We start from the raw sequence: 25358 nt of genomic DNA on the forward strand, positions 1-25358 counted from the left end.
GTCTTGCCAATTGATTGGAATCGCCCGTAACGGGCGACCCCTCTGATGCGTTTAGCGGGTGGCGAGCAAATGCTGTCCACGCACAACTGCGCCCTTGACCTGCTCCGGCGCCGTGCCGCCGATGTGATTACGCGCGTTGACCGAACCTTCAAGCGTCAGCACCTCGAAGACATCCTGTTCGATCTGATCACTGAACTGACGCAGCTCGTCCAGCGTCATCTCGGCCAAGTCCTTGCCGGTCTCAACGCCATGCTTCACTGCGTGACCGACGATCTCGTGGCAATCACGGAATGGCAGGCCACGACGCACCAGGTAATCGGCAAGGTCGGTCGCGGTAGAGAAACCGCGCAGGGCGGCTTCGCGCATGATGGCGTGCTTGGGCTTGATCGCCGGGATCATGTCAGCGAAGGCACGCAGCGAATCGCGCAGGGTGTCGGCGGCGTCGAACAGCGGTTCCTTGTCTTCCTGATTGTCCTTGTTGTAGGCCAGCGGCTGGCCTTTCATCAAGGTCAGCAGGCCCATCAATGCGCCAAACACGCGGCCGCTTTTGCCACGGACCAGCTCAGGGACATCAGGATTTTTCTTTTGCGGCATGATCGAACTGCCGGTGCAGAAGCGATCAGGCAGGTCGATGAACTGGAATTGCGCGCTGGTCCACAGCACCAGCTCTTCGGAGAAGCGCGACAGGTGCATCATCGCGATGCTCGCGGCGGAGCAGAATTCGATGGCGAAGTCGCGATCGGAGACGCTGTCCAGCGAGTTGCCGCCGACGGCTTCGAAGCCCAGCAGTTGGCAGGTCAGCTCGCGGTCGATCGGGTAGGTGGTCCCGGCCAGCGCGGCGCTGCCCAGGGGCATGCGGTTGGTGCGCTTGCGGCAATCGACCAGACGCTCGTAATCGCGGCTGAGCATTTCGAACCACGCCAGCATGTGGTGGCCGAAGGTCACAGGTTGCGCGGTCTGCAGGTGAGTGAAGCCCGGCATGATGGTGTCGGCTTCGCGCTCGGCCAGCCCCAGCAGGCCTTCTTGCAGGCGAGTGATCTCAGCCAGAATCAGGTCGATCTCATCACGCAGCCACAGGCGGATGTCGGTGGCGACCTGATCGTTGCGGCTACGACCGGTGTGCAGCTTTTTACCGGTGACGCCGATGCGATCGGTCAGGCGCGCTTCGATGTTCATGTGCACGTCTTCGAGGTCCACGCGCCAGTCGAACGTGCCGGCCTCGATCTCGCCCTGAATGCTCTTCAGCCCGTCGATGATGGTGTCGCGCTCGGCGTCGGTCAGCACGCCGACCTTGGCCAGCATCGTGGCGTGGGCGACGGAGCCCATGATGTCGTGGCGATAAAGGCGCTGATCGAAGGTGACGGAGGCGGTGAAGCGTGCGACGAAGGCGTCGACGGGTTCACTGAAGCGGCCGCCCCAGGACTGGTTGGTCTTGTCGGTGCTCATGATTCGCTCGCTGCTTTGCTGGTGGCTGAAACTGATGAAAAACCGGCGCCGGCCGATTCTAAAGACGCGGGCGATGATAACAGCATTGCCGTTTATTTATCCCCGGCGGCTTGCCCGCAACGGTATGAGCGAAGAGACTGGCGGCCATGCAAAACGAGCGCAAACACCCGGGGCAGAGCAGTGCGCCCGGCAAAGAGTTTTTCCTCCCGGAACTGTGTCTGCCCCAGGCGCTGCTGATGCTGGTCGTGCTGGCGGAGTTGCTGGTCTTCGTGCTCGTGCTCATCGAACCCATGCAGCCGGATTTCGACTGGGTGCGGTTGGCGCTGATTTCTCTTTTCGTGCAGTGGATCGTGCTGTTGTCCGCTGCGCTGCTGTGTGGCTTGCGCCCCTGGCTGGCACGGCTGCGTGCCGGGGTGGCCGGCTGCATCGGTTGTCTGCTGGTGGTGGCGGTGACGCTGATGTGCACCGCCGTGACGGACTACTACCAGGTGAATCCCCCGACCTCGTTCGATGGCGTCGTCGAGCGGTACCTGCGCTATGCCTTGATCGCCTTGATCATGTCCGCACTGATGCTGCGCTACTTTTACCTGCAGAGTCAGTGGCGCAAGCAGCAGCAGGCCGAACTCCAGGCCAGGATCGAGTCCTTGCAGGCACGTATCCGCCCGCATTTTCTCTTCAACACGCTCAACAGCATCGCCAGTCTGGTCACCAGTGATCCGGTCAAGGCGGAGCAGGCAGTGCTTGATCTGTCCGACCTGTTCCGGGCCAGTCTGGGCAAGCCCGGCAGCCTGACGACATGGCGTGAAGAACTTGATTTGGCGAAACGCTATTTATCGATTGAGCAATATCGACTTGGCGAGCGTCTACAGTTGGACTGGGCCGTTAGTGCAATTCCCGACGACTTGCCAATTCCCCAGCTAACCTTGCAGCCATTATTGGAAAACGCGTTGATTTACGGCATCGCGCCCCGTGTTGAAGGCGGCGTGGTCAGAGTTGAGGCGGACTACGAACGGGGAGTATTTATATTGCGCGTCAGTAATCCTTACGATGAGGTCGTCTTACAGCAAAATCCAGGCGGCACTCAGCAGGCCTTGGCAAACATCGGCGCTCGACTCACGGCACTTTTCGGCCCTCTCGCCAGTCTGAGCGTGGAGCGCCGAGACGGTCGTCACTTCACCTGTCTACGCTATCCTTGTGCGAGACTCACGCAGGAAGCCAGAGCAATATGAATGTCCTGATCGTTGATGACGAACCCCTAGCCCGAGACCGCCTGAGCCGTATGGTAAGTGAGCTCGAGGGTTACAAGGTTCTTGAACCCAGCGCCACCAATGGCGAAGAAGCATTGCAGCTGATTGAAAATTTGAAACCCGACGTGGTGTTGCTGGATATCCGCATGCCGGGCCTGGATGGACTTCAGGTCGCGGCTAAATTGTGCGAGCGCGACACCCCGCCTGCCGTCGTGTTTTGCACGGCCCACGATGAATTTGCGCTGGAGGCCTTTCAGGTCAGCGCCGTGGGTTATCTGGTCAAACCGGTTCGTCCCGAGCACCTGCTTGAGGCGTTGCGCAAGGCCGAGCGGCCGAATCGCGTGCAACTGGCGGCGATGACCCGACCTGCTGCCGAAAGCGGCACCGGCCCGCGCAGTCACATCAGCGCGCGTACCCGAAAGGGCATTGAGCTGATTCCGCTGGCCGAGGTGATCTATTTCATCGCCGATCACAAGTACGTGACCCTGCGCCATGAAGGCGGCGAAGTGCTGCTGGATGAACCGCTTAAAGCCCTAGAAGACGAATTCGGCGACCGTTTTGTGCGTATTCACCGCAACGCGCTGGTCGCCCGGGAACGTATCGAACGCCTGCAACGCACGCCGCTGGGCCATTTCCAGTTGTTCCTCAAGGGGCTCAACGGTGATGCGCTGATCGTCAGCCGCCGGCACGTTGCCGGTGTGCGCAAGATGATGCAGCAGTTGTAAGCGAGTGCCGTGAGGGCCATGCCGTGAGATGCGGGCGACACGCCGTCGCATGGCGTGCGCAGGTTGATTGAGATCATGATGCGCAACGATTGAATACAGTCATTCGGCCCGATCCGGCCGAGCTGTTATTATTCGCCGCATTCACTCAGTACGGACCGGTTCATGTCTTCTCGCGAAATCCGCATCGCCACCCGCAAAAGCGCCCTGGCCCTCTGGCAAGCCGAGTACGTCAAGGCGCGTCTGGAGCAGGCGCATCCCGGTCTGATCGTGACGCTGGTGCCAATGGTCAGTCGCGGCGACAAGCTGCTGGATTCACCGCTGTCGAAAATCGGTGGCAAGGGTCTGTTCGTCAAGGAGCTGGAAACAGCACTGATGGAGCACACCGCCGACATCGCCGTCCACTCGATGAAAGACGTGCCGATGGACTTCCCTCAGGGGCTTGGCCTGTTCTGCATCTGCGAGCGCGAAGACCCGCGCGATGCCTTCGTGTCCAACACCTACGCCAGTCTCGATGAGCTGCCCGCCGGCGCCGTGGTGGGGACGTCGAGCCTGCGTCGGCAGGCTCAGTTGCTGGCGCGCCGGCCTGACCTGCAAATCCGGTTTCTGCGTGGCAACGTCAACACGCGCCTCGCCAAGCTGGACGCCGGTGAGTACGACGCGATCATCCTTGCCGCGGCCGGCCTGATCCGTCTGGGTTTCGAAGACCGCATCACCGCCCCCATCAGCATCGACCACAGCTTGCCGGCTGGCGGGCAGGGCGCAGTGGGCATTGAATGCCGCAGCGTCGACATCGAACTTCATGCCTTGCTGGCCCCGCTGCACCATGACGATACCGCCGTGCGGGTCACCGCTGAGCGCGCGCTCAACAAGCACCTCAACGGTGGGTGCCAAGTGCCGATTGCCTGCTACGCCGTGCTGGAAGGCGAACAACTGTGGTTGCGCGGTCTGGTAGGCGATCCTTCCGGCACAGTGCTGCTCCACGCCGAAGCGCGTGCGCCCCAAGTGGATGCTCAAACGCTGGGTGTACAAGTGGCCGAAGCGCTGCTGGCTCAAGGTGCGGCGAAGATTCTCAAAGCGGTGTACGGCGAGGCAGGCGACGAGTGAAGGCCTGGCGTTTGCTGCTCACGCGCCCTGCTGAAGAATCCCAGGCCCTTGCGCAGACCTTGGCTGAGGTTGGCGTGTACAGCGCCAGCCTGCCGTTGCTGGAGATCGAGCCATTGCCGGTTTCAGAAGCGAACCGTTCGATCATCTATGACCTTGCGGCGTACTGCGCCGTGATCGTCGTCAGCAAGCCGGCCGCGCGGCTGGGCCTGGCGATGCTCGATGAAGTCTGGCCGCAGCCGCCGATGCAGAAGTGGTTCACCGTTGGTGCTGCCACTGCGCAAATTCTCGATGACTACGGCCTGCCAGTTTTCTTCCCAGAGCACGGCGATGACAGCGAAGCATTGCTCGACCTGCCGCAGTTTCAACAAGCTCTCTCGGGCTATGACTCCAAAGTGCTGATCATGCGCGGCGAAGACGGCCGCGAGCTGCTCGCCGAGCGATTGCGCGAGCGCGGTGTGGTGGTGGATTACCTGCCGCTGTATCGTCGCCACCTGCCGCAATACCCGGCTTTCGCATTGCCCGATACGGTAAAAGCGGAACGCTTGAATGGGCTGGTGGTCAGCAGTGGACAGGGTTTCGAGCATCTGCGCAAGTTGGCGGGCGACGCCTGGCCTACGCTTGCGCAGATGCCTTTGTTTGTACCGAGCCCGCGGGTCGCCGAAATGGCGCGTGCTGCCGGAGCTCTTACCGTAGTGGACTGCCGTGGCGCCAGCGCCCCGGCCTTGCTGGCAGCATTGCGCGGATACACCGCGCCTGCCTCACAGGCGTAATGCTCGATCAGTCGGATTACGCGACGCCCAAAATGCAAAGGATGGACACGTGAGCGAAACAGTCATGCCAAAAGATGACGTTGAACCGGTACTGGCCAAATCCGAGCCGCTGCCGAATCCAGCGTACAAAGAACCGTCGACTCGCCGGAGCAGCAACGGGCTCGCCATACTGGCCCTGTTGCTGGGCGCTGCGGGCGTTGCCGTTGGCGGCTGGAGCGTTTGGCAACTGCGCGCCATGCAGGCTGGTCATCAGGAGCAGTCGGGCCAGTTGCAGGACATCGGCTCCCAGACCCAGGCCCTCAAGCAGAGCGAGCAGCAGATCGCCGCGCGTCTGGCGCAATTGCCTCCCGCTCAGGAGCTTGAAGATCGCCGCCGCCTCGTCACGCAGTTGCAGGGTGATCAGCAGCGCCTGAGCCAGCGTGTAGAAACCGTGCTCGGCGCCAGCCGCAAGGATTGGCGTCTCGCCGAAGCGGAGCATTTGCTGCGCCTGGCGAGCCTGAGGCTGTCTGCGCTGCAAGACATCAACAGTGCTGCCGCACTGGTGCAGGGCGCCGACGAGATCCTGCGCGAGCAGGACGATCCCGGCGCATTTGCAGCCCGTGAGCAATTGGCCAAGAGCCTGACTGCGCTGCGCAGCGTCGATCAACCGGATCGCACGGGTCTGTTTCTGCAACTGGCAGCTGTGCGTGATCAAGTCGCGCAATTGAACGAGCTGGCGCCGGAATACCAAGACAAGGGCGACTCGCTGTTCGGTTTGACCGATGGCAGCGAGGACAGCTACTGGGCCAAGTGGTGGGACAAGATCTCCCAGTTCGTGCGAATCGACTTCCATGCAGATAAGAATATTCGTCCATTGCTGGCTGGCCAGAGCCTGACCCAGGTTCGTCTGGCGCTGAGCTTGGCGATCGAGCAGGCGCAATGGGCAGCGCTCAACGGCCAGGCCCCGGTCTACGAAAAAGCCATGGCTGAGGCGCGCAGCGTCCTGGACGACAATTTCAATCGCGATAACCAGCAGAGCAAAGCCCTCGGCCAGCGTCTGGATGAGTTGGGCAAACAGCCGGTTTCCGTGGCGACCCCTGACCTGACACAAAGCTTGGCGGCGGTTCAGGCGTATCTCGAGCAGCGTCATACGCCTGTTGGCGGTGCGCTGGAGAAGCGCACTGACGAGGCCCAGCCTGGGAAACAGCCATGAAGCGCGCTTACGTCGTCCTCTTTGTGCTGGTGGTGGCCGCGGCGCTGATCGGTGTCGCGATCTCTCGCCATGCGGGTTACGTGCTGATTTCCTACGACACCTTCCGTTACGAATCGAGCATCTGGGCAGCACTGGCGATACTGGTCGCCGTCCTGTTTATTCTTTGGCTGGTGCGGGTGCTGATCTCATTGCTAACGACCTCCGGCGGGGTGGTCAATCCCTGGTCGCGTCGCAACCGAAGCCGTCGTGTGCAAAACGCGATCGAGCAGGGCCAGCTGGACCTCGCCGAAGGGCGCTGGGCCAGCGCGCAACGCAACTTGCATCGCGCTGCCGAGGCGGAACGTCAGCCACTGCTTTACTACCTCGGCGCAGCCCGGGCTGCGAACGAGCAGGGCCGTTATGAGGAAAGCGACAATCTCCTCGAGCGCGCGCTGGAGCGTCAGCCTCACGCCGAACTGGCCATTGCGCTGAGCCACGCACAGTTGCAGGTGGACCGCAGCGATCTCGACGGCGCGCTGGTGACCCTGCAGGCCATGCAGGAACGCCATCCGCATAACCCGCAGGTGTTGCGCCAGTTGCAGCGCCTGTACCGCGAGCGCGGCGAGTGGGCGGAGTTGATTCGCTTGATGCCTGAGCTGCGCAAGGACAAAGTGCTCCCGGCGCAAGAGCTGGCTGAGCTTGAGAGCCGCGCGTGGGGCGAGAATCTCTCGTTGGCCGCCCATCGTGAATCCGACAGCGATACCGTAGCCACGGGCCTCCCGTCGCTGGAGAACGCCTGGCAGCAGTTGACCTCGGCCCAGCGCCAGGAGCCTGCACTGGTATTGGCGTATGCCGAGCAGCTGCGACGTCTGGGCGCCGATGTGCAGGCCGAAGAGGTTTTGCGCACGGCCATGAAGCGCGATTACAACACCCACCTTGCGCGTTTGTATGGACTGGTGCGCGGCGCTGATCCTGCCAAACAGCTGCAGACCGCCGAAGGTTGGCTGAAAAATCATACCGATGATCCAGGCTTGCTGTTGACCCTGGGCCGTCTGTGTCTGCAGAGCAGCCTGTGGGGTAAAGCGCGTGATTATCTTGAGTCGAGCTTGAGGTTGCAGCGCAACCCGGAAGCGTGTGCCGAACTGGCTCGCTTGCTCGCGCAGCTGGGCGAAACTGATCGCAGCAATCAGCTGTTTCAGGAAGGCCTGGGCCTGCTGGATGAGCGTTTGCTTGCACGTCCGTTGCCAGCGCTGACACGCGCTTAGACTGGGGCGAGGCGTCAACTCGAAGAGGCCCGATTGCGGGCCTTTTCAGTGTCTGCTTCCCTGATTCGTGTAGGACCTTTCCGTGCTTGGTGTGGCTTGTTGAGAAGATCTTCAAGCTATCGGTACAACGTCTTAAACACGGCGTCGGGATTTACCTACAGCAACAAAGAAATATCCTCCGTCGGGTGCCTTGAAAGCGACTCGCGCTTTCCTCTACCGTAGCCGCCTTCGTCTTTTGTTACGGATCTTCCATGCAGCTGGCTCGTACGCGCTCCTTGTTCTCTCTGGCGTTTGTGGCCTGCGCATCGATTGTGGGAGCGACGGTTTATCTCGGCCCTGTGGTTGATGCGGCGCCATGCCCGATGTGTCTGCTTCAGCGTGTGCTCATGGCGTTATCAGCGGTTGTTTGCCTGCTCGCCGCGCTGCACGCGCCTGGCAAATCCGGCTGGCGTGTCTACGCAGGCTTTCTTTTACTGTTTTCCGCTTTGGGGGCGAGCGTCGCGGCACGTCAGGTCTGGTTGCAGGCTTCGCCGCCCGAAAACATGGCGGCGTGCATTGAAAATCTTCACTACCTGTTGGAAACGCAAACCTACGTGAAGGTCATGCTGATGGTGTTGGCGGGAAGTGCGGGGTGCTCCGAGATCAACTGGTCGCTGTTCGGCATCAGCTTGCCGGAGTGGAGCCTGCTGGCATTTTCGGGGCTTTGCCTGTTCGCGCTGTACTACCTCTTTATCGAGTTTCGGCGATTCAGATCAATAGATGTAGGGCCTTCGGATTAAACACTTGTATGAACTTTGTGTCCTGCGTACCTTGATGGGCTAGTCATGCGGGCATAATCTGGGCCGCACGCATCATCGGATCAATGCTGTTGTCGACGCTTGTCCAGGCCGGTACCGACCAATCTCGGACCGAACCGGAGTGCGCTTGAAGCAGCATGCCCCTGAAGGGAAGAGAGAACATCATGCTGGAAAGTTGTCAGAACGCTCAGGAACGCTGGGGTGGGGTTCACAAGCTGATTGACCGCTGGTTGCTGGAGCGCAACGAGCTGATCAAGGCTTACGATGCCATCGGTGCAGAGCCGGGAGCGTTCTCTGAAAAGCGCGTGCCCCTGCAGGACTTCTGCGGCACGCTGGTCGATTACGTGTCGGCCGGTCATTTCGAAATCTACGAGCAACTCACCAGCGAGGCCAAGGCATTCAACGATCAGCGTGGCCTCGAGCTGGCTGACACGATCTATCCTCGAATCGACGTCATCACCGAGAAGCTGCTGGCCTTCAACGATCTCTGTGACGAAGGCAAATGTGTCACCGAGAAATTCAAGGAATTGGGCGGCTTGCTGCACGAGCGTTTTGAACTGGAAGACTGCCTGATCGAAGTGCTGCATAACGCGCACAAGGAACAGATTGAGGCAGAGGTCTGAGCAGACCGCTGATGAAAAAAGGGTGCCTTGGGCACCCTTTTTTATGGTCTGTCTTTAGGGCTGCCGCCTACGAGCCTGAGCCAGTTCCAGCGTTACTGCGACACCCCGAGCAGCTCGATTTCGAACACCAGCGGCGTGTAGGGATCGATCAGATCGCCTGCACCCTCTGCGCCGTACGCTTGGGCCGAGGGGATGACCAGCCGCCATTTGGCACCCACCGGCATGTCGGCGAGGGCTGTGGTCCAGCCAGCGATGACGCTGTCCAGGCGGAACCATTGTGGCTGCTGGCTCTGATCGAAGATCGTGCCATCAGGAAGACGGCCTACATACTTCACCTGCACACGGCCATTGATGTCGGGTTTGGCACCGTTGCCCGGCGTCAGCTCGGTCATCAGGATGCCGTCCGCGAGCTGGCGAACGCCCGGTTTGGCCTTCTCGGCGTCCATGAACTTGCGCTCATCCTTCAACGCCGCTTCAGTCTGCGGTTCGGTCTGGCCGGAGTTTTCAGCCTGGGCAAGGGCGGCGTCGTGGTCGCTGAGGATCTGCTCCATGCGTTCCTGTTTGATCGCCAGCGGCTTGCCTTGATACGCCGACTGCAGACCTTCAAGCAGCGCGGGCAACTGCAGGTCGGGTGCTTCCTGACGCAGGCGCTCACCCAGGCTCGCACCGAGGCTATAGGAAAGATCGTGGGTGTTGTCGGACGCCGGAGCATCGGTCGCGTGAGCAAGGGGTACCAAGAGGAACAACGACATAAACAGGTAGCGCGACATGAATGCTCTCCGGCCTGGGAAGTGAGCGATTATGCCAGCGCTGAGGCCCGAGCGTGACGGGTATTGCCGCGTTTTTCGGCGTCCTGCAACAGAGCGGGGATTGTAGTGTCAAGATGCCCTAGCGGCGGTGCGGGCGGAGGTCTAGTATGGCCGCACTCAAATCAGCCAGGAGGTAAGTCATGTCGGCCACCAAGAAGCCAGTAAACACTCCGTTGCATTTGCTCCAACAGCTCTCGAGCAGCCTGCTCGAACATCTCGAAGACGCTTGCTCTCAAGCATTGGCTGACGCTGAAAAACTGCTCGCCAAACTCGAGAAACAACGTGGCAAGGCGCAGGAAAAGCTGCACAAGTCGCGCACCAAATTGCAGGACGCTGCTGCCGCCGGTAAAGCCAAGGCGCAAGGCAAGGCCAAAGACAGCGTGTCCGAGCTCGAGTCGTTGCTCGACGCGTTGAAAGATCGTCAGACCGAAACCCGCAGCTATATCCTCAACCTCAAGCGTGATGCTCAGGAAAGCCTGAAGCTGGCCCAAGGCATTGGCCGCGTGAAGGAAGCCGTTGGCAAAGCGCTGAACGATCGCGCTGCAAAAGCCCCGGTGCAAGCAGCTGCCAAGCCTGCCGCCAAGCCTGTTCCTGCAAAAACATCTGCAAAACCTGCTGTCAAATCGGCCCCGGCCAAGCCTGCCGCTAAAACTGCAGTCAAAGCCGTCGCTGAAAAAACCGTTGCCAAAGTGACTGCGAAAACCGTCGCCGCTAAGCCAGCTGCGAGCAAGGCGCCCGCTGCCAAGCCAGCTGTCAGCGCCGCAAGCAAGCCAGTCGCTAAAACTTCGACTGCCGCGAAGCCGGTCGCCAAGCCAGCCGCCAAAACTACCGCTGCCAAGCCGGCTGCCGTAAAGGCCGCTGCCAAACCTGCTCCGGCTAAAGCGCCTGCTGCAAAGCCGGCCGCCAGTGCCGCTGCCAAGCCTGCTGCGAGCAAAGTAGCCGCCAAGCCTGCCGCGAAAGCGAGCCCGGTTGCCAAGCCAGCAGCATCGAAACCTGCCGCTGCCAAGCCAGTCGCAGCGAAGGCTGCAGCAAAGCCGGCCGTCAAGCCTGCTGTCTCCGCAACCGCCAAGCCAGCACCTGCTGCTCCGGCAGCGTCCGCTGCGCCAGCCGCCCCGGCCGCGCCAGCTGCTGATTCGACCTCGAACAGCGCGTCCTAAGCGATATCGGTTCCGGCGCGAAGCAGAATCTGCAACGCGTCGGGACTGGTTTGAGCAGCACCTCCCGCCAGCGCTCCCAGCCAAACGCCTGTAGGTTCAGCATCCCGCTCAGGCCAGTCTTTGGTCAGCCGTTGCAAACGCACCAGCAGTTCACGCTCGGCGTCGAGCTCCAGGGTTTTCAGTCTGTCGCGTAACGCCTTCAGCTCTTCGTCTTCAGCCGCGTCGGCCTTCCAGCGTGTCCGAACATCCCTCAATGGCCCCACCACCTTCTCGTGCCACGGGTCGGCCAATTGTCCGATTTGCCGCGCCCGCTCCGGGTCGAACTGCACACCACGCCGGTCCATCCAGACGCCGCACAGCAGCGCGCAGACATTGGCGCCACTGGCCTGCAGGGTGAGACATGCCTGCTCAACGCCTGGGCGAGCATAGAAATCGAGGGTGAAACTCCATAGGTCCGAAAGCATCGTCATCTACCTGTTTTGGGCGAAGCTGGTAGACTCCGCCGCCATTATGATCAGACTTCAAAGCCTTACCTTACAGCGTGGTCCGCAACGTCTGCTAGAAGACGCCGAGTTGACCCTGCACGCCGGCCAGAAAGCCGGCCTGATCGGCGCCAATGGCGCCGGTAAATCCAGCCTGTTCGCACTGCTTCGGGGTGAATTGACCCCCGACAACGGCGACTGCCTGCTGCCCGCCGATTGGCGCATCGCCCACATGCGTCAGGAGGTCGATACCCTCGATCGTGTGGCGGTGGATTATGTGCTCGACGGCGACCTGCGTCTGCGTCAGGTGCAGCATGACCTCGCGGCTGCCGAGGCCGCCCAGGACGGCGCCGCGCAAGCACGTCTGCATTCGGAGCTCGACAGCGCCGATGGCTACACGGCCGACGCGCGGGCGCGCAAGTTGCTGGCAGGTTTGGGCTTTACCAACGAGCAGATGGAGCGCCAGGTCAGCGATTTTTCCGGTGGCTGGCGGATGCGTCTCAACCTGGCGCAGGCTTTGATGTGTCCTTCGGACCTGTTGCTGCTCGATGAACCGACCAACCACCTGGATCTCGATGCCATTCTCTGGCTCGAAGACTGGCTCAAGAGCTACCAGGGCACGCTGCTGCTGATCTCCCATGACCGCGATTTTCTGGATGCGGTCGTCGATCATGTTGCCCACGTCGAGCAGAAAAAGATCACGCTTTATCGCGGCGGTTACAGCGCGTTCGAGCGCGCCCGTGCCGAACGTCTGGCCCAGCAACAACAGGCCTACGACAAGCAACAGGCCCAGCGCGCGCACATGGAGAAATTCATCACGCGCTTCAAGGCCCAGGCTACCAAGGCCAAGCAGGCCCAGAGCCGGATCAAGGCGCTTGAGCGAATGGAAGAGCTGTCGGCGGCCCACGTCGATTCTCCGTTCGACTTCACCTTCCGCGAATCGACCAAGATCTCCAGCCCGCTGATGGATCTGTCTGACGCGCGACTGGGCTACGGCGACAAAGCCATCCTGCAGAAGGTCAAACTGCAACTGACGCCGGGCGCACGCATCGGCTTGCTGGGCCCGAACGGGGCCGGTAAATCCACGCTGATCAAAAACCTCGCAGGCGAACTCGAGCCATTGAGCGGGCGCATGGTGCGTGGCGAAAACACGGTGGTCGGCTATTTCGCCCAGCATCAGCTTGACTCGCTGGACGCCAAGGCCAGTCCACTGCTGCACCTGCAACGCATTGCGCCCACCGAACGCGAGCAGGCGCTGCGGGATTTCCTCGGCGGTTTCGACTTCCGTGGTGCGCGCCTCGACGAGCCGGTGCTGAATTTCTCCGGCGGCGAAAAAGCGCGGCTGGCATTGGCCCTGATTGCCTGGGACAAACCCAACCTGCTGCTGCTCGACGAACCGACCAACCACCTGGATCTGGAAATGCGCCTGGCCCTGACCATGGCGCTTCAGGAGTTCAGTGGCGCGGTGCTGGTGGTGTCTCACGACCGGCATTTGCTCAAGAGCACGACGGACAACTTCCTCCTCGTCGCCGATGGCCTGGTTCAGGAGTTCGATGGCGACCTGGATGACTATGCCCGTTGGCTGGTGGACTATCGCCTGCGCAATGCACCGGCCAGCAATACGCCGGTCAATGTCGACAAGACTGACAAGAAAGCCCAGCGACAGCAGGCCGCCGCATTGCGCCAGCAACTCGCCCCGCATAAGCGCGAAGCCGACAAGCTTGAAAAAGAGCTCGGCACGTTGCACGAGAAACTGGCGAAGATCGAAGTCGCCCTGGGCGACAGCGGTATCTACGAAGCGGCCAACAGAGACAGATTGCGCGACCTGCTGGCCGATCAGGCCAAGCTGAAATCCCGTGAGTCCGAGCTTGAAGAAGCGTGGATGGAAGCACTGGAATTGCTGGAGTCGATGCAGGCCGAGCTGGAAGCGTTGTCCTGATGGCGTCACCTGCGTTGGCCGTATAACGCAGGCGACCGGAACAGCTGTCTGGCAAGTCGCCGCAACAGTCAGAAATGACTGGCGTTTAAAGGCCTGGAAACACTAGCTTAGGCGCAGGTATTCGTTGGCTGAGGTGTGTGATGTCGCTCGAAACATGGTTGGGGTTCTTCGCCGCTTGCTGGGTTATCAGCCTGTCTCCTGGCGCGGGCGCTATTGCCTCGATGTCCAGCGGACTGCAATACGGCTTCTGGCGTGGATACTGGAACGCGCTCGGCCTGCAGATCGCCCTTGTCGTGCAGATTGCTGTGGTCGCCGTAGGGCTTGGCGCGGTTCTGGCCACTTCGGCGCTGGCATTCACTCTGATCAAGTGGTTTGGCGTCGCCTACCTGGTGTATCTGGGCATCAAGCAGTGGCGTGCGCTGCCAAGCGATCTGGCGGATGAGTCAGCTGTACGCCCGGTGGGCAAGCCGTTGGTGCTCATGGCCCGTGGCTTTCTGGTGAACATCAGCAACCCGAAGGCGCTGGTGTTCATCCTGGCGATCCTGCCGCAGTTCATCGACACGCACCTGCCGCTGCTGCCGCAATACCTGATCATCGCCGCAACCATGGTCTGCGTGGATCTGATCGTCATGGCGGGCTACACCGGCCTGGCCTCGAAAGTGCTCCGCGCCCTTAAAACCCCCAAGCAGCAACGCCGGATGAACCGCACCTTTGCCGGATTGTTCGTCAGTGCAGCGGCGTTTCTCGCCACCTTGCATCGGGCCTGATTCGGCAACAGCCCGTCTCACAGTTAGTCACGGCCGGTCTCACTGGCTGTGCTGGGCTGGGAAACCGGCTTACACCCTCAATCGTAGGACTGGCTTCAGCCGGGAAGCGGCCAGACACTTTTGCGGCGTGACACCTGACGCCTTCCCGGCTAAAGCCGGTCCCACTAAAAGCACCGCGTTCGTCCATTGGAAATGACAAGGCTTGCTCGCGAAAGCGGTGTGTCAGCCACCGTTGACGTCACAGGCCCACCGCGTTCGCGACCGTCGTAACCTCCGATTGCTCCTACAGGGATTTGCGTCCAGCGCGGAAGTCGGGTGCGCACACGAAGTTGTAGGAGTGAGCTTGCTCGCGAAGGCGGTGTGTCGGACAACATGGTTAAAAGGGGGCTGACGTCTTCCCGGCTAAAGCCGGTCCTGCAATTGAGTCAAAGCCATCAACGCAGCGCTTGAGTCCTCGGCGCCTAACATGAACAATGGCAACCCTTCGCATTCCTATTTGAGATCCACCCTCATGTTCCGCTCCCGCTTATTGACCTGCCTGAGTCTCGTGCTGTTGAGCGTGTTCAGCGTCGGGGCCTGCGCAGCGCCTGCCGAGGACGCGGCTCAGGCTTTGCATCTGCTCGATTACGTCGGGGCGGACTACCCGGCGACGGTCGCGGATGGCAAGGTCGTGGATGACGCGGAGTACCGCGAGCAGGTGGAGTTTCTCGCGGCGCTGCAGGGCACGATCGCAACGCTGCCGGCAAAGCCGGAGCGCGCAGAGCTGGAGCAGGGCGTCACGGCGCTGTTGAATGCGGTCAACCTGAAGCAGGACGGCGCGCAGGTGGCTCGTCAGGCGCGTCAGCTCGGCGCGAAGCTGGCCGTGGCATACGAAGTCAGTCAGGCACCGGTGATCACCCCGGATCCCGCACGTGGCGCGCCCTTGTACGCGCAGTATTGTTCGGTGTGCCACGGCGACGCGGGCGCAGGCGATGGCCCCGCCGGGATTGGCCTTTCACCACCGCCATCCAACCTGCGTGACGCAGCCCGGCTGGACCGCCTGAGTCTCTACGACCTCTACAACACCCTCGGTCTGGGCATTGAAGGCACTGAAATGCCTGCCTTCGCGGACCAGCTGGATGACCGTCAGCGTTGGGACGTCGCGACTTACATCGCAGGCTTCAGTGCGGATTCCGTTGCGAAGCAGGAAAAACCCTACAACCTCGCCGATCTGGCGCGGCAGACACCGGCTGAAGTCGGTGCCAGCGATGGGCCGCAAGCCGCTGCCAGCTTCCGTGCCCAGCGCGCGCAGCCGCCTCAGGTTCAGCGCGGCCCGGCTCAGTTGCTCGATTACACCAGCGCAACTCTGGACAAAAGTTTGGCCGCTTACCAATCCGGTGATCGCGAGCAGGCATATGACCTATCCGTCGCGGCGTATCTGGAGGGTTTCGAGCTGGTCGAAAGCTCACTCGACAACGTCGATGCCACCGTGCGCAAGGACACCGAAAAAGCGCTCATGGCCTACCGGCAGTCGCTTCAGGATGGCCTGCCCGCAGCCCAAGCGGCGCAGAAACTCGCTGATGCCAAGGTCAAGCTCAAGGAATCGGCCGATCTGCTTGGCAGCGATGGCCTGAGCACCTCATTGAGCTTCATCTCCGGTCTGCTGATCCTGCTGCGCGAAGGACTGGAAGCGATTCTTGTGCTCGCCGCCATTCTCGCGTTCCTGCGCAACACCGGTCAGCAATCAGCGGTGCGCAGCGTCAACGTCGGTTGGGGGCTGGCGTTGCTGGCAGGCTTGGGCACGTGGGCGCTGGCAGCGTACGTCATCGATGTGAGTGGTTCGCAGCGCGAGTTGCTGGAAGGCGCGACGGCGCTGTTCGCCAGCGTCATGGTGCTGTGGCTGGGTGTGTGGATGCACGACCGACGTCATGCCGCCGCCTGGCAGGACTACATCAAGAGCAGCCTGGTTGGCGGCGGTGGCCGTTTCGGTTTTGCGGTGCTGGCGTTCTTCTCGGTCTATCGCGAGCTGTTCGAAGTCATTCTGTTCTACGAGACCCTGTGGCTGCAGGCAGGCCCCGCCGGCCACAACGCCGTGTTGGCCGGCGGCGCCACGGCGCTGGTGCTGCTTGTCGGCCTGGCGTGGGTGATCCTGCGGGGTTCGGCGAAGCTGCCGCTGACGCTATTTTTCGGCATCAATGCCGCGCTGCTGTGTGCGCTGTCGGTGGTGTTCGCCGGCCATGGCGTCAAGGCGTTGCAGGAAGCCGGGATTTTCGGAACGCGTCCGGTGCCGTTCTTCGAATTCGACTGGCTGGGCATTCACGCCGACGCCTATTCCCTCGGCGCGCAAGCCATAGCGCTGTTGGCGATTGTGGTGCTGTATGGCCGCAGCCGGATAGCCGAGAAGCGCCGGGCGGTCGCCGCATAAATTCATTTTCTGGAATTGGAGTCGCTTATGCGCGTCTGGATCGATGCCGACGCCTGTCCCAAGGCTGCCAAGGACCTCGTCATCAAGTTCGCCCTCAAGCGCAAGTATGAGGTGGTGCTGGTGGCGGGGCAGAGCCAGATCAAGCCGAGCCTCACCCTGGTGAAGTTGATCGTGGTACCCAGCGGGCCGGATGCGGCTGACGACTATCTGGTGGAGCACGCCGTGCCGGGCGAGCTGGTGATCTGCAGCGATGTGCCGTTGGCTGATCGGCTGGTCAAGAAGGGCGTTGCAGCGCTCGATCCCCGGGGCAAGGAGTTCGATGCGCAGAACATGGGTCAGCGCCTGGCGATGCGTAACCTCTTCACGGATCTGCGGGAGCAAGGCCAGGCCAGTGGCGGGCAGGGCGCCTATGGCGAGCGGGAGAAACAGGCGTTCGCCAACTGCCTCGACCGAATCCTGACGCGGCTGGCTCGCGAGTATCCCTCGCCGCCTGCAGGCGAGAACCCGTAGGGCTGGCGAGCGATCAATCCGCTTCCAGCCCCTTTTCCAGCCCCTTTTCCAGCATCAGTCCGGGAGGCGATCCTCGTTTTCCTGCACCAGCTCCAGCACCCGATCCACCAGCTTGTTGATCCCGGACGCTGCCTCGCCGATGGACGTGGCGACCATATAAGCTGGCGTGCTCACCAACTTGCGGTCCTTGTCCTCGACGATTTCCGTCACCTCGCATTCCTGGTGAGTGCCACCCATTCGGGTGATCGCTGCAGCGGTATCGGCGTCGTTGCCGATCGTGCAGGTCACGCCCGGCCCATAGATTTTGGCGGCCAGCGCAGGCGAAACACAGATAAGCCCGATAGGTTTGCCGGCGGCGGCGAACGCTTCGGCCATCGCCAGCACTTCTGCCTGGACCTTGCAGCCAGCGCCTTGGGTAGAGAAGTTCGACAGGTTTTTCGCAGCACCGAAGCCGCCGGGGATGATCAGCGCATCGAACTCAGTGACGTCGGCTTCGCGAATGTCTTCGATGGCGCCACGGGCGATGCGGGCTGATTCGATCAGCACGTTACGCGACTCGGGCATCTCTTCGCCGGTCAGGTGATTGATAACGTGGTGCTGAGGGATATTCGGTGCGAAGCACTTCACTGAGGCGCCACGTTGATCGAGGCGCAGCAACGTCAGCACGCTTTCGTGGATTTCCGCGCCGTCGTAAACGCCACAGCCAGAAAGAATAACGGCCACTTTTTTGGTCATTCGCGTGTTCCTCTCTCGGGCGCTCCGGTCAGTCACCGGTTACGCAGGTCAGCATTGCGCTGATTGTCGCAAGCCATGAACCTAGGACAACGCCGTCAGCGATTGTCTCCGGATTCATCGGCATGGGCCGAGGATTTACTCGTCGGGGGTGTTCCTGGCTTCTAGGTTGGCTTCGGCATTGGCCGCGACGGCCAGTTTCTCTTCTCGGGCAATACGTGCGTTTTTGATGCGGCGGCGAATCCACAGCAGCACGCCAATCACCAGCAGGGCCCCAAGCACCCACAGCTCGTATTTCTTGACGTTGCCCAGCAGGCCTTCGAGCACCGAGCCGAACTTGTACGCCGCTGCGCCCAATGCCGCTGCCCACACCGCCGCGCCGATACCGTTGAGCAACAGGTAGCGCCCCGGTGGATAGCCGGACAGGCCGATGGCAACCGGCATGACCGTGCGCAAGCCATACACAAAGCGGAAGCTCAGCACCCAGATGTCGGGGTGGCGGCGGATATGCTCCAGCGCACGGTCGCCCATCAACTGCCAGCGTGGCTTGCGCGCCAGAAGCTTGCGGCCATGCTTGCGCCCCATGAAATACCAGAGCTGGTCGCCTGCGTAGCTGCCGAAAAAGGCAACCACCACGACCAGATTGATATCCATGTATCCGCGGAACGCAAGAAAGCCGGCGAGCACCAGAATGGTCTCGCCTTCAAAAAAGGTCCCGAGGAAAAGGGCGAAGTAGCCAAATTCTTGTAAAAAATGCTGGAGCATTATTTAGGTGCTGGCGAAATGAACGCGCAGCCTAACGCGCCCAAGTCATTCAGGAAAGTATGCAAATGTGTCACCGCGTTAAAGTTTCCTACATCCCGAAGCGATTATTCGCTTGGAGAGGGGGTTTGTATCGCACACGTTACGTCGCAATTACACCTGTCACGCGAGTGTCATAATCGCCGCTTATAAATGTCACGCTTGCCCGTCTGGATGGGCTCGGAGCCCCTCCTTGCACGTGCCTTCTACCTGGCACCACCCGAATGTTTGCAGGTCAGGGCTTGCACCGTACGGAGAAATCCGTAGCGTGGAGAGTCAAACCGCTCACAGCATCGAGCCTGACGCCGGTCGCCTCGCCGCACGACATTGAGTCAGGCTGCAAACATCTTCAGAACCGCCACGCCTTGGGCGTGACCGTTGTCCCACGCTGTACGTCACCACTGTTGTGGCGCAAGCGGCATTCCGACATCGGCCGTATGCGCGGCCCAACTGTTACAAGGCCAATTGCCTTACAGGATTATTCATGAGCACCGAAGGATCTACCGAAGCTGCAGTCGAGCTTGACCCTCAGCCTGTCAATCAGCCGCCCGTCAACCAAGAGGTCACTGCCGTGGTCGAGCCGACCATTGAAGTGGTCCCCGCGCTGGAACCGCATCATCCAGCCCCGCATGTCATCGCGGTGCCCAATCTGGATGACAGCAGTCTCTACATCCATCGGGAGCTGTCACAGCTGCAGTTCAACATCCGCGTGTTGGAACAGGCGCTCGACGAGTCCTACCCGTTGCTTGAGCGGCTCAAGTTCCTGTTGATTTTCTCCAGCAACCTCGACGAATTCTTCGAAATCCGCGTCGCCGGGCTCAAGAAGCAAATCACTTTTGCTCGCGAACAGGCCGGCGCTGATGGTCTCCAGCCTCACCAGGCGCTGGCGCGCATCAGCGAGCTGGTCCACGGCCACGTGGATCGCCAGTACGCCATTCTCAACGACATCCTGTTGCCGGAGCTGGAGAAGCATCAGGTGCGCTTCATTCGCCGTCGCAACTGGAACGCCAAGATCAAGGCCTGGGTGCGCCGTTATTTCCGTGACGAGATCGCACCGATCATCACGCCGATCGGTCTGGACCCGACGCACCCGTTCCCGTTGCTGGTGAACAAGTCGCTGAACTTCATCGTTGAGCTGGAAGGCATCGACGCCTTCGGCCGTGACTCGGGTCTGGCGATCATCCCGGCACCGCGCCTGTTGCCGCGCATTATCAAAGTGCCGGAAGACGTGGGCGGCCCAGGCGACAACTATGTATTCCTGTCGTCGATGATCCACGCCCACGCCGATGACCTGTTCCAGGGCATGAAGGTCAAGGGCTGCTACCAGTTCCGTCTGACCCGTAACGCTGACCTGGCCCTCGATTCAGAGGACGTGGAAGACCTTGCTCGCGCGCTGCGTGGCGAGCTGTTCTCCCGGCGTTACGGCGATGCAGTGCGTCTGGAAGTGGCAGACACCTGCCCGAAACTGCTGTCGGACTATCTGCTCAAGCAGTTCAACCTGAGCGAGACCGAGCTGTATCAGGTCAATGGCCCGGTGAACCTGACGCGTTTGTTCAGCATCACGGGTCTGGACAGTCACCCCGAGCTGCAGTACATGCCGTTCACCCCGGCGATTCCGAAGCTGCTGCAGAACAGCGAAAACATTTTCAACGTGATCAGCAAGCAGGACATCCTGCTGCTGCACCCGTTCGAGTCCTTCACCCCGGTCGTCGATCTGCTGCGCCAGGCCGCGAAAGACCCTCACGTGCTGGCCGTGCGGCAGACGCTGTACCGCAGCGGCGCCAACTCTGAAATCGTCGATGCGCTGGTGGATGCCGCGCGCAACGGCAAGGAAGTCACTGCGGTTATCGAGCTGCGTGCGCGTTTTGACGAAGAGTCGAACCTGCAACTGGCGAGCCGCCTGCAAGCGGCCGGCGCCGTCGTGATCTACGGCGTGGTCGGCTACAAGACCCACGCCAAGATGATGCTGATCCTGCGCCGTGAAGCTGGTGAGATTGTGCGCTACGCGCATTTGGGCACCGGCAACTATCACGCCGGTAACGCGCGTCTCTATACCGACTACAGCCTGCTGACCTCGGACGATGCGTTGTGCGAAGACGTCGGCAAGCTGTTCAGCCAGTTGATCGGCATGGGTAAGACGCTGCGCATGAAGAAGCTGCTGCACGCGCCGTTCACCCTGAAGAAAGGCATGCTGGACATGATTGGCCGGGAGACGCAGTTCGCGTCCGAGGGCAAGCCTGCGCACATCATCGCCAAGTTCAACTCGCTGACCGACCCGAAGATCATTCGCGCGCTGTACAAGGCCAGCCAGACCGGGGTCAAGATCGACCTCGTGGTGCGCGGCATGTGCTGCCTGCGACCTGGCGTGCCGGGCGTGTCCCACAACATTCAGGTGCGCTCGATCATCGGGCGCTTCCTTGAGCACACGCGGGTGTTCTACTTCCTGAATGGCGGCGACGAGCAGATGTTCCTGTCCAGCGCCGACTGGATGGAGCGCAACCTCGACAAGCGCGTCGAGACTTGCTTCCCGGTGGAAGGCAAGAAGCTGATCTTGCGAGTGAAGAAAGAGCTGGAAGGGTACCTGACCGACAACACCCATAGCTGGCTGCTGCAGCCGGACGGGCGCTACATTCGCAGCACCCCGACCGGCAACCAGAACGCCCGCAATGTGCAGGCGAGTCTGTTGGAAAAACTCAGCAACCCGGTCCTTAGCGTACGTTGAGGATGATGCCGACTCGGGTCAGCCACTCCGCTTCGAGCGCGAAGTCGGCCTGAGTCAGTTGGTTGTTTTCCAGCCAGCCGTCCGGGAACACGATGTCCAGGTGGTTATCGTTGGCAGTCAGCACAGGCTGCGGCATCTCTTGGGTGCCGCGAATGTGGTGGAACAGGATCGCGAAACGCAGCAACACGCACAGACGAATCAGCTTCACGCCTTCGTTGCCGAACTCGGCAAACTTGTCCTTGGGAATATTACGGCGGTGACCGCGCACTAGCAGGCCAAGCATTTGCTGGTCCTCGCGGGAAAAGCCGGCCAAGTCCGAGTGCTCGATCAGGTACGCGCCATGCTTGTGGTAGTGGTAGTGGGCGATGTCCAGGCCCACTTCATGCACTTTGGCGGCCCAGCTCAGTAACTCGCGGTACGAATTGTCCTCAAGCTCCCACGCCTTCGCCACTTGCTCCAGCGCCGACAGCGCCTTGCGCTCGACACGGGCGGCTTGTTCGAGATCGACATGGTAACGCTCCATCAGCGAGCTGAGGGTGCGTTCGCGCACGTCTTCGTGATGATGACGGCCGAGCAGGTCGTAGAGCACGCCTTCCCGCAGCGCGCCTTCGCAATGGTCCATGCGCTTGAGGTCGAGGGCATCGAAGATGGCTTCGAGGATCGCCAAGCCTGCCGGAAAGATCGCCCGACGATCAGGCTTGAGGCCTTCGAAATCGATCTTGTCCACTTCGCCCAGCTTCATCAGCTTGCGCTTGAGCCAGGCCAGCCCTTCGGCATTGACCTCATCGTTGCCGTGGCCGCCGGCCTTCAGCGCCAGGCCGATGGCGCGAATGGTCCCGGACGAGCCGATGGCCTCATCCCAGGTCAGGCGATGCAGTGCGTGCTCGATGCTCATGATTTCCAGCCGCGCCGCGGTGTAAGCCTGGGCATAGCGCGCCGGGGTGATCTTGCCGTCCTTGAAATAACGCTGAGTGAAGCTGACGCAGCCCATCTGCAGGCTTTCGCGCAGCAGCGGCTCGAAGCGCTGGCCGATGATGAACTCGGTGCTGCCGCCGCCAATGTCGGCGACCAGGCGTTTGCCGGGCGTGTCGGCCAGGGTGTGGGAGACGCCCAGGTAGATCAAGCGCGCTTCTTCACGGCCGGAGATGACCTCGACCGGATGGCCGAGGATTTCTTCGGCGCGGTGAATGAATTCGTTGCGGTTGCGGGCTTCGCGCAGGGCGTTGGTGCCGACGATGCGCACGGCACCGGGCGGCATACCGTTGATCAGCTGGGCGAAACGCTTGAGGCAGTCGAGCCCGCGCTGCATGGATTCTTCGCTGAGGCGGCGGTCGTCATCGATCCCCGCGGCCAGCTGCACTTTCTCACCGAGCCGCTCGAGGATGCGAATTTCGCCCTGATTGGCTTTGGCGACAACCATATGGAAGCTGTTGGAGCCCAGGTCGATCGCGGCGATCAGCGAGAGGTTTTTGGCTGTGGATAGCGGCATGGTCAAAAGATCTCGGTCGATAACTCCGACATCGTGCCACGATCCATCACCGTCGCCAAACCGGCAACGTATTTGCGCGGTATTAGCAGGACCGGCTTCAGCCGGGAAGGGGCCGTTATGTACGCCATCAGTTTTACGGTATGGCAACTGACGCCTTCCCGGCTAAAGCCGGTCCTACAATTTGAGCCGAAGCCAGCCCCCACAGGATGCACGCGGTGTTTTAGTGGGACCGGCTTCAGCCGGGAAGAGGCCGGTGTGTACACCATCAGTTGTACGGTATGGCAGCTGACGCCTTCCCGGCTAAAGCCGGTCCTACGATTTGAGCGAAAGCCGGTGCTGCACTCGGGCTCAAGCCTGCTCGACTGACCCAATGAAATTTGCCAGTTCGGGCGTTTTCGGGTTGGCCATCAACTCTTTCGGGTCGCCCACCTCATGCACCTTGCCCTGGTGCATGAACACCAGCTTGTCGCCCACCTCCCGGGCGAAGCGCATTTCGTGGGTGACCATGATCAGCGTCATGCCGTCTTTGGCCAGCTCGCGAACGACCGCGAGGACTTCGTTGACCAGTTCCGGGTCGAGCGCCGAGGTGATTTCGTCGCACAGCAGCACTTTGGGCGACATCGCCAGCGCACGCGCAATCGCCACGCGCTGCTGCTGACCACCGGACAGCCGGTCAGGGAAGGCGTCGAATTTCTCGCCCAGGCCCACGCGATTGAGCATTTCCTTCGCCAGCCTGGTCGCTTCGGCTTTGGAAACCTTCTTCACCACCTGCGGCGCAAGCATCACGTTCTCGCCCACCGTCAGGTGAGGAAACAGGTTGAATTGCTGAAAGACCATGCCGACTTTCTGTCTCAGGCTGCGCAGGTCAGCCCGCGCTGCATCGAGGTATTCGCCGTCGACTTCGATCACGCCGTCATTGATCGACTCCAGCCCGTTGAGCGTGCGCAGCAGTGTGCTTTTGCCCGAACCGCTGCGCCCGATGATCGCCACGACCTGGCCTTCCTCGACGCTGAGGTCGATGCCCTTGAGCACATGGTGGTCGCCGTAATACTTGTGCAGGGCGGAAATTCTAAGCAGAGGCATGAAGTCTCCTTTCCAGGTAGCGCGCGCTGAGCGACAACGGATAGCAAAGCAGGAAGTAGCCCAGGGCGACGAAGCCGTAGACCATGAAGGGCTGGAACGTGGCGTTGGCGAGCATGCCGCCGGTTTTGGTCAGTTCGGTGAAGCCAATGATCGACGTCACCGCCGTGCCTTTGACCACTTGCACGGAGAACCCTACCGTCGGCGCCACCGCGATGCGCAATGCCTGGGGCAGAATCACGTAGCGCAGTTGCTCGAAGGGCGTCAGCGCCAAGCTCGCCGAAGCTTCCCATTGGCCGTTGGAAATCGACTCCACGCAGCCTCGCCAGATCTCAGCCAGGTACGCGCTGGTGAAAAGCGTCAACGCCAGCGCCGCCGCGAACCAGGGCGAAATGTCGATGCCCATCAGCGCCACGCCGAAGAACACCAGAAACAGCTGCATCAACAACGGCGTGCCTTGAAACAGCTCGATATAGCAGCGCGCGAGCCGGCGGGGCATTGCCTTCTCGGAGATGCGCAGGGTCATCACCAGCAACCCGATCACGCCGCCGCCGATGAATGCCACCAGCGACAACACCAGTGTCCATTGCAGCCCGGTCAGCAAGTTGCGCACGACGTCCCAGAGGGTGAAATCCATCAGCGGCTCCTCGCGATGTAACGTCGGCCGATCCACGCCAGCAACTGACGCACCAGCAGCGCCATGCACAGGTAGATCAGCGTGGTAATGATGTACGTCTCAAACGCGCGGAAGTTGCGCGACTGAATGAAGTTCGCCGCAAAGCTCAGCTCCTCGGTGGCAATCTGCGAACAGACTGCCGAGCCGAGCATCACGATGATGATCTGGCTGCTCAACGCCGGCCAGACCTTGCCCAGTGCCGGGACCAGCACGACGTGGCGGAAGGTCTCGAAGCGCGTCATTGCCAGCGCGGCCGAGGCTTCGATCTGGCCGCGCGGAATGGCCTGCACACCCGCGCGGATGATCTCCGTCGAATAGGCGCCGAGGTTGATGACCATCGCCAGCACGGCGGCCTGCCACTCGGATATCTGCAGCCCCAGGGACGGCAGCCCGAAGAAAATGAAAAACAGCTGCACCAGAAACGGCGTGTTGCGGATCAGCTCGACGTAGACACCGAAAATGGCCGAGAACGGCTGGATTTTCCACGCCCTGACAATCGCCCCGACGATGCCGACGCTGACGCCGAGCAACGTGCCGATGGCGGTCAGTTCCAGCGTGAACAGTGCGCCGCGCAGGAGCAGGTCAGTGCTTTGCAGGACCGGGATAAAGTCGAACTGATAAGCCATTTATGCGCCTCGGCAG

At 61.2% G+C, this 25358-nt stretch carries 23 protein-coding genes; 14 read left to right on the top strand and 9 right to left on the bottom strand.

Annotated elements, in window-relative coordinates; all coding sequences use genetic code 11:
• Positions 1 to 51 precede the first annotated feature (51 nt).
• Positions 52 to 1446: an argininosuccinate lyase gene (argH, locus tag IFT47_RS11990; protein ID WP_192171398.1), complete on the bottom strand. Its 1395-nt coding sequence runs from the start codon at positions 1444 to 1446 to the stop codon at positions 52 to 54.
• A gap of 146 nt (positions 1447 to 1592) precedes the next feature.
• Here argH and IFT47_RS11995 point away from each other — a divergent pair, with 146 nt between their 5' ends.
• From IFT47_RS11995 to rsd, 8 genes are all read left to right on the top strand, one after another.
• Positions 1593 to 2675: a sensor histidine kinase gene (locus IFT47_RS11995; protein ID WP_192171397.1), complete on the top strand. Its 1083-nt coding sequence runs from the start codon at positions 1593 to 1595 to the stop codon at positions 2673 to 2675.
• On the top strand, positions 2672 to 3418 hold the full coding sequence (locus IFT47_RS12000) for a LytR/AlgR family response regulator transcription factor (RefSeq protein WP_074892681.1): 747 nt from the start codon (positions 2672 to 2674) through the stop codon (positions 3416 to 3418). Before IFT47_RS11995 ends, IFT47_RS12000 begins: the two co-directional genes overlap by 4 nt.
• Before the next feature lie 162 nt (positions 3419 to 3580).
• Entirely contained in the window at positions 3581 to 4522 is a 942-nt protein-coding gene (hemC, locus tag IFT47_RS12005) for a hydroxymethylbilane synthase (protein ID WP_192171396.1), read from the top strand.
• Entirely contained in the window at positions 4519 to 5292 is a 774-nt protein-coding gene (locus IFT47_RS12010) for a uroporphyrinogen-III synthase (RefSeq protein ID WP_192171395.1), read from the top strand. The genes hemC and IFT47_RS12010 overlap by 4 nt, the downstream gene beginning before the upstream one ends.
• A 49-nt stretch (positions 5293 to 5341) precedes the next feature.
• Positions 5342 to 6484 carry a uroporphyrinogen-III C-methyltransferase gene (locus tag IFT47_RS12015; protein ID WP_192171394.1) on the top strand — a complete coding sequence of 381 codons (1143 nt, stop codon included), beginning with the start codon at positions 5342 to 5344 and terminating at the stop codon, positions 6482 to 6484.
• Positions 6481 to 7728: a heme biosynthesis protein HemY gene (locus tag IFT47_RS12020; protein ID WP_192171393.1), complete on the top strand. Its 1248-nt coding sequence runs from the start codon at positions 6481 to 6483 to the stop codon at positions 7726 to 7728. The genes IFT47_RS12015 and IFT47_RS12020 overlap by 4 nt, the downstream gene beginning before the upstream one ends.
• Positions 7729 to 7979: 251 nt before the next feature.
• Positions 7980 to 8507, top strand: coding sequence for a disulfide bond formation protein B (locus IFT47_RS12025; protein ID WP_192171392.1), 528 nt, complete (start codon positions 7980 to 7982; stop codon positions 8505 to 8507).
• A gap of 182 nt (positions 8508 to 8689) precedes the next feature.
• Positions 8690 to 9148 (top strand): sigma D regulator, encoded by a 459-nt coding sequence (gene rsd / locus IFT47_RS12030; protein ID WP_192171391.1) that lies wholly within the window; start codon positions 8690 to 8692, stop codon positions 9146 to 9148.
• A 92-nt stretch (positions 9149 to 9240) separates the two neighbouring features.
• Here the strand turns inward: rsd and IFT47_RS12035 are convergent, their stop codons facing one another.
• Complete coding sequence (locus tag IFT47_RS12035; protein ID WP_192171390.1) at positions 9241 to 9918, bottom strand: FKBP-type peptidyl-prolyl cis-trans isomerase; 678 nt, start codon at positions 9916 to 9918, stop codon at positions 9241 to 9243.
• Positions 9919 to 10097: 179 nt separating this feature from the next.
• On the opposite strand from IFT47_RS12035, the gene IFT47_RS12040 reads away from it, so the two are divergent.
• Entirely contained in the window at positions 10098 to 11114 is a 1017-nt protein-coding gene (locus tag IFT47_RS12040; RefSeq protein WP_192171389.1) for an AlgP family protein, read from the top strand.
• Here IFT47_RS12040 and IFT47_RS12045 read toward each other — a convergent pair.
• A complete protein-coding gene (locus IFT47_RS12045) occupies positions 11111 to 11578 on the bottom strand; it encodes a TIGR02444 family protein (RefSeq protein WP_192171388.1) in 468 nt (155 codons plus the stop codon). The two genes, IFT47_RS12040 and IFT47_RS12045, sit on opposite strands and share 4 nt — an antisense overlap.
• Positions 11579 to 11624: 46 nt before the next feature.
• Between IFT47_RS12045 and IFT47_RS12050 the strand changes: the two genes are divergently transcribed.
• The 4 genes from IFT47_RS12050 (at position 11625) to IFT47_RS12065 (ending at position 17216) form a co-directional block, all read left to right on the top strand.
• Positions 11625 to 13535: an ATP-binding cassette domain-containing protein gene (locus IFT47_RS12050; protein WP_192171387.1), complete on the top strand. Its 1911-nt coding sequence runs from the start codon at positions 11625 to 11627 to the stop codon at positions 13533 to 13535.
• Positions 13536 to 13675: 140 nt separating this feature from the next.
• Positions 13676 to 14302: a LysE family transporter gene (locus tag IFT47_RS12055; RefSeq protein WP_192171386.1), complete on the top strand. Its 627-nt coding sequence runs from the start codon at positions 13676 to 13678 to the stop codon at positions 14300 to 14302.
• Positions 14303 to 14813: 511 nt separating this feature from the next.
• Positions 14814 to 16706: a cytochrome c/FTR1 family iron permease gene (locus IFT47_RS12060; RefSeq protein ID WP_192171385.1), complete on the top strand. Its 1893-nt coding sequence runs from the start codon at positions 14814 to 14816 to the stop codon at positions 16704 to 16706.
• Positions 16707 to 16733: 27 nt separating this feature from the next.
• Positions 16734 to 17216, top strand: a complete 483-nt coding sequence (locus IFT47_RS12065; RefSeq protein ID WP_192171384.1) for a YaiI/YqxD family protein — start codon at positions 16734 to 16736, stop codon at positions 17214 to 17216.
• A gap of 54 nt (positions 17217 to 17270) precedes the next feature.
• On the opposite strand, the gene elbB is transcribed toward IFT47_RS12065, so the two are convergent.
• Together elbB and IFT47_RS12075 are read right to left on the bottom strand one after the other, a co-directional pair.
• Complete coding sequence (gene elbB, locus IFT47_RS12070; protein ID WP_192171383.1) at positions 17271 to 17951, bottom strand: isoprenoid biosynthesis glyoxalase ElbB; 681 nt, start codon at positions 17949 to 17951, stop codon at positions 17271 to 17273.
• A 135-nt stretch (positions 17952 to 18086) separates the two neighbouring features.
• Positions 18087 to 18716 carry a DedA family protein gene (locus tag IFT47_RS12075; protein WP_342345354.1) on the bottom strand — a complete coding sequence of 210 codons (630 nt, stop codon included), beginning with the start codon at positions 18714 to 18716 and terminating at the stop codon, positions 18087 to 18089.
• 517 nt (positions 18717 to 19233) lie between these two features.
• On the opposite strand from IFT47_RS12075, the gene ppk1 reads away from it, so the two are divergent.
• On the top strand, positions 19234 to 21471 hold the full coding sequence (gene ppk1, locus IFT47_RS12080) for a polyphosphate kinase 1 (RefSeq protein ID WP_192171381.1): 2238 nt from the start codon (positions 19234 to 19236) through the stop codon (positions 21469 to 21471).
• Here the strand turns inward: ppk1 and ppx are convergent.
• The 4 genes from ppx to IFT47_RS12100 form a co-directional block, all read right to left on the bottom strand.
• Positions 21458 to 22960, bottom strand: a complete 1503-nt coding sequence (ppx, locus tag IFT47_RS12085) for an exopolyphosphatase (RefSeq protein ID WP_192171380.1) — start codon at positions 22958 to 22960, stop codon at positions 21458 to 21460. The genes ppk1 and ppx overlap by 14 nt on opposite strands.
• A gap of 348 nt (positions 22961 to 23308) precedes the next feature.
• On the bottom strand, positions 23309 to 24043 hold the full coding sequence (locus IFT47_RS12090; protein ID WP_122534109.1) for an amino acid ABC transporter ATP-binding protein: 735 nt from the start codon (positions 24041 to 24043) through the stop codon (positions 23309 to 23311).
• Positions 24030 to 24680, bottom strand: a complete 651-nt coding sequence (locus IFT47_RS12095; RefSeq protein ID WP_192171485.1) for an amino acid ABC transporter permease — start codon at positions 24678 to 24680, stop codon at positions 24030 to 24032. The genes IFT47_RS12090 and IFT47_RS12095 overlap by 14 nt, the downstream gene beginning before the upstream one ends.
• On the bottom strand, positions 24677 to 25342 hold the full coding sequence (locus IFT47_RS12100) for an amino acid ABC transporter permease (RefSeq protein WP_192171379.1): 666 nt from the start codon (positions 25340 to 25342) through the stop codon (positions 24677 to 24679). Before IFT47_RS12100 ends, IFT47_RS12095 begins: the two co-directional genes overlap by 4 nt.
• Positions 25343 to 25358: the final 16 nt, after the last annotated feature.

The organism is Pseudomonas sp. CFBP 13711 (assembly GCF_014842265.1).
Lineage (GTDB): Bacteria > Pseudomonadota > Gammaproteobacteria > Pseudomonadales > Pseudomonadaceae > Aquipseudomonas.